Origin of the sequence: uncultured Megasphaera sp. (assembly GCF_958350005.1) — a bacterium.
GTDB lineage: Bacteria > Bacillota > Negativicutes > Veillonellales > Megasphaeraceae > Megasphaera.
This window is the reverse complement of the sequence record NZ_CATWFF010000153.1, coordinates 1-4,713: the sequence shown is the minus strand read 5'-3', so window position 1 is coordinate 4,713 and position 4,713 is coordinate 1. Positions and strand designations below refer to the sequence as shown.

The 4,713-nt window shown below is 52.2% G+C and carries 5 protein-coding genes; all 5 read left to right on the top strand.

What is annotated here, in order from left to right; genetic code table 11:
• Window positions 1-100: 100 nt before the first annotated feature.
• From Q3886_RS08410 to Q3886_RS08390, 5 genes are read left to right on the top strand one after another with little or no spacing between them, the layout of a single operon-like run.
• Window positions 101-1,030, top strand: coding sequence for a phosphate/phosphite/phosphonate ABC transporter substrate-binding protein (locus tag Q3886_RS08410; RefSeq protein ID WP_301860920.1), 930 nt, complete (start codon window positions 101-103; stop codon window positions 1,028-1,030).
• A gap of 19 nt (window positions 1,031-1,049) precedes the next feature.
• Window positions 1,050-1,835, top strand: a complete 786-nt coding sequence (gene phnC / locus Q3886_RS08405; protein ID WP_301860918.1) for a phosphonate ABC transporter ATP-binding protein — start codon at window positions 1,050-1,052, stop codon at window positions 1,833-1,835.
• Window positions 1,835-2,605, top strand: a complete 771-nt coding sequence (locus Q3886_RS08400) for an ABC transporter permease (RefSeq protein ID WP_301860916.1) — start codon at window positions 1,835-1,837, stop codon at window positions 2,603-2,605. The genes phnC and Q3886_RS08400 overlap by 1 nt, the downstream gene beginning before the upstream one ends.
• Complete coding sequence (locus Q3886_RS08395; protein ID WP_301860915.1) at window positions 2,602-3,450, top strand: ABC transporter permease; 849 nt, start codon at window positions 2,602-2,604, stop codon at window positions 3,448-3,450. The genes Q3886_RS08400 and Q3886_RS08395 overlap by 4 nt, the downstream gene beginning before the upstream one ends.
• Before the next feature lie 34 nt (window positions 3,451-3,484).
• Window positions 3,485-4,615, top strand: a complete 1,131-nt coding sequence (locus tag Q3886_RS08390; protein WP_301860914.1) for a phosphonoacetaldehyde reductase — start codon at window positions 3,485-3,487, stop codon at window positions 4,613-4,615.
• Window positions 4,616-4,713 lie beyond the last annotated feature (98 nt).

Below are 4,713 nucleotides of genomic sequence, written 5' to 3'. Positions count from 1 at the left end.
CCTATATACTAATACCTGAACGTGAGGAAAGAACATCATGTGACAGGTTTTAAGTTCTAATAGTATATGTATGTAGAGTCAAACGTGGAGGATGAAATCAATGAACTGGAGAAAATGGATGAAAGGCTTTGGTATTTCTTGTTTAGTTGTGGCAGCAGCTGCATTTGCCGGCGGCTGCGGCAGTTCGGGAAGCGGTACGGCAGCGCAGAAAACATTTACCATTGCCTATGCGCCCAATGAATCGACGGAACAGAGTGCTGATGCCCGCAGTGCCATGTCTGCTGAACTGGGAAAAGTGCTGGGTATGGATGTAAAGGAAATCAGCGCATCGGACTACAATGCCATTATTGAAGCCCTGCGGACGAAAAAAGCCGATATGGCTTATTTAGGGCCTGAAGGCATTGCTCTGGCCAACAAGCGCCTTAACGGCAATATTGATGTCATCGTCATGAAGGCTCCTGGCGGCGATAAGGCCAAAGCTACGTATAAGAGCGTATTTATTACGAAAGCAGACCGGCAGGATATCAACTCCATTCAGGATGTAAAAGGCAAGAAAATGGCCTTTGTCGATCCTGGCTCCACATCAGGCAACCTCGTGCCGACAGGGATGCTGCTAAAAGCCTTCCCCAACGACAAACTCGATTCGGAAGCTCTCCATGCCAATGGTACCTTCTTTGAATCGGCCATGTACGCCGGCAAGCATCAGGCCAGCATTCAGGCCGTCGCCAAAGGCGATGTGGACGTAGCTGCTGTATCGGACCAGATTTTGCAGTCTGAAATTGACAACGGCAATGTACCGGCCGGCTCGATTAAAGTCATTGCCACGTCTGATCCCATTCCGTCTGAAGGCATGATTATCCGCTCCGATATGGATCAGTCCCTGCGGAAAAAAGTAACGGACTTCCTGCTGCAGTTCACCAACGCCGATTATTTTGCCAAAGTTATTAAAGTAAAAGATGCGCGGTTCGTACCGGCCAGCAAGGATGACTACAAGCCGATTATCGATCTGAACGATTTGTTGAATAAGTAAGAAGGAGAGAAGAAAGACGATGAACGACGTTCTGCAATTTGAACATGTCAGCAAGATATATAAAAATGGAACGGCAGGGCTGAAAGATGTGTCCTTTTCCGTAAAGCCTGGTGAGTTTATTGCTGTTATTGGCCCGTCAGGCGCCGGCAAATCTACGCTGCTCCGTTCCATCAACCGTCTCCAGGATGTGACGGAAGGCCGCATCCTGGTCGAAGGGGAAGATATTTCCCGGGCCAAAGGATCAGCTCTGCGGAGCATACGGCGGAAGATCGGCATGGTCTTCCAGAACTATAATCTCGTATATCGCCTGTCAGTGCTGCAGAATGTACTGCACGGCCGGCTGGGCTACATGTCTTCCCTGCAGGGCATGCTGGGCCGGTATCGGGAAGAAGACAAGGTAAAAGCCGTCGAATTACTGCAGGAAATCGATATGGGCGATTTCCTCAATTCCCGGGCTGCCGATTTGTCAGGCGGCCAGAAGCAGCGTGTCGGCATTGCCAGAGCGTTTATGCAGGAACCGCAGATTCTGCTGTGTGATGAACCGATCGCCTCCCTGGACCCGGCCAGTGCCAAAGTCATTATGGACATGATTTATGCCATGACGTCGCGCCGCCATATTGCCTGCCTGGTCAACCTCCATCAGATCGATGCGGCCAAATCCTATGCGACCCGCATCATTGGCCTGCGCAAGGGAACCGTCGTATTTGACGGGCCGCCGTCGGAGCTGACCGATGCAGCTATTGAAGATATTTACGGCACGTCTATGGAAGAACTGAGCATTACTGCTGAACGGGAGGCTATATAATGAGACAGGAATCGCGAACCTTTACGATACTGGGCGCCATTCTGCTGATCTCCTTTGTCGGAGCTACGGTATATACGGGATTTAATCCGCTGACGGTCTTCCTGGAAATGGGGGCAGCCTGGGATTTCTTCGCCAATGACTTTATGCCGCCTCAGATTTCCTTCAGCGAAACGGTCATCAACTGTATTATTGTAACCGTTTCTCTGGCTATTTCGTCGGCCACTGTTGCCGCTGTCCTGGCCGTCGTAGCTGCTGTGCTGGGCAGCGAACGGACGTCGCCGTCCAAATGGCTGGCCGGCACCATTCGGGGGGTTGCCACGTTCCTGCGCAATATTCCTACGCTGGTATGGGCATTTATCCTCTTTTCTTCCCTGGGCATCGGTACGAGCGTCGGCTTTATGGCCCTGGTTATTACGAGCTTTGCCTTTATGACGCGAACCTTTATTGAAGTCATCGATGAAATCCCGCAGGATACGATCGAATGCATGGCCTCTGTAGGGGCTACGTTCTGGCAGCGCATGTTCCAGTGTATTTTTCCCTGCTGTATTGAAGGGTTTATTTCCTGGTTCTTGTACTGCCTGGAAGTCAATATCCGGGCGTCGACCATAGTCGGCATGGTTGGCGGCGGCGGCAGCGGCATGGTGCTGCTGTCGTATCTGAAAGAGTTTAAATATCCTCAGGCGGCAGGGATTATCCTGATCATTGCACTGCTGGTCATTGCCGTTGATATGATGACTGGCGTACTGCGAAAGAGAGTGGTGAACGGATGAATATAAATAACGATGTACAGGCCATTCCGACGGTATCTTCTACGCCGGTCCGGCCGCCGCAGCATAAGAAAATCGATATTGGCGTAGCCGGGAGCACGCCCTTTATTTCCCGGTTTCTCCTGGGCATGGCCGGTGCCTCTGTCCTGTCCCTGTATTTGCTGCACATCGACTGGTGGCAGCTAGGTTCCCGGACCGGGTCGATTGCCAATATTTTTATTAAAATGGCCCATTTTTCCGCACAGGGACTGGATTTTACCTTACTGTCCTTTGCAGATACGTTCTCCATTATGGTATTATCTACAATATACAGCATTGTTGCCGGTCTGGTATTTGGTCTGCTGGCAGCAGAAAACGTCGTCCGCAATCGCGCTATCTCGACGGTTATCAAGGCGTTCTTCACCTTTCTGCGGGCTGTGCCGACGCCGGTCTGGGTGCTGCTCATGCTCGTCTGCTTCGGCTTTGGTCCTGTAGCCGGTATTACGGGCCTGTCCATTCATACAGTAGCCTTCTTTACGCGGGCTTTTTCCCAGGCCTTTGAAGATGTGCCCCAGGATACGATTGACAGCCTGGAATCCCTGGGAGCTACGCGGCTTCAGATCATTTGCTGCGGCATTTTGCCCAGTGCGGTGACCCAGCTCATTTCCTGGATTGCCCTGCGGTTTGAAATCAACTTTTCCGAATGCACTATTCTGGGGATGGTCGGCGCCGGCGGCATTGGTTTTGCCATTTCCACGAGCATTCAGAACTACCAGTACGGCCAGGCCGGCGTGGCTATTTTCCTGGTATTCCTCTTTGCCTTCTTTCTGGAACGGGGGTTCCTGGCAGTAAAGAAAGCAATTCGATAATTTCAATTCTATACAACTAAGGTGGTCAGATAGTATGCAGTTTTATAATCCCGTACATATCATTGCCGGCGCACAGGCGCTGGAAGAATTAGGTTCTTATTGTAAGAATTTGTATACCGGCAAAGGCGTGCTCCTGCTTACGCGAGGTCTCGATTTCTGGGACAGCCCGGCTTGCCAGGCTCTGCGGAATGTATTGAAGCCCTATGATGTCCAGGAAGCAGCCATTTCCGTGTCCAACCCGGACGTAGCCGATATGGCTGACATGCTGGCCTCCCTGAAAGGGAAGACGTACGACGTCATTATCGGTGTCGGCGGCGGCACCGTCATGGATACGGCCAAAACCCTGGCCCTGGCTATTCCTGCCGGTATTTCCGGCACAGAAGGGCTGCGCAAGTTCGTCGCTGACGGCCAGTATGACGGCATTGTGCCCATTCCCTGGGTCGGCATTCCGACCACATCCGGCACCGGTTCGGAAGCAACGCCGTGGGCGACGGTCTGGGACCGGCAGCGGGAATGCAAAATGTCCTGCAGCTGTTCCCGTAACTTTGCCGTCGCTGCCGTCATTGATGCACAGTTTACGGCAACATGCCCGCTGTCTCTGACTGTATCATCGGCGCTGGATGCGGTCTGCCATGCAACGGAATCGTTCTGGTCCCGCCATACGAACGAAATCACGCAGGCCTTTTCACTCCTGGCAATCCGCAAGATCCGCACGCTCCTGCAGCCGCTGACGCAGCATCTGGACGACGTGCAGCTCCGGCAGGATATTGGCAATGCCAGCCTGTATGCCGGCATTGCCTTCAGCAATACGCGGACGACTGTATGCCACTCCGTATCCTATCCGCTGACGGAAAAATTCGGCATTCCTCACGGTACAGCCGCTGCCTTGTCGCTGGGCGATTTTATGGCCTTTAACCAGAAGGCCATTCCCCGGTACGATGAACTGCTGGCTGCCTTTGACTGCCAGTCCGCAGAAGAAGTGAAGCAGTGGATTTTCTCTCTTCTGCAGATCGGCGGATTCTCCGTCCGTCTTCGCGATTACGGCATAACCGAGCAGGATATTCCGTACCTCGTCGATCACGCCTTTACGAAAGGCCGGGCAGATAACAACCCCGTTCCCGTACAGGCATCGGATGTAGAACAAGTACTGCACACACTGCTGTAATGTATAACGACAGGAGGCTGTCCCATAACAGGGCAGTCTCTTTTTTTTTGAGACCTTCAGGTATTACGTATATATATTTCTCATTGTATACAGTATTT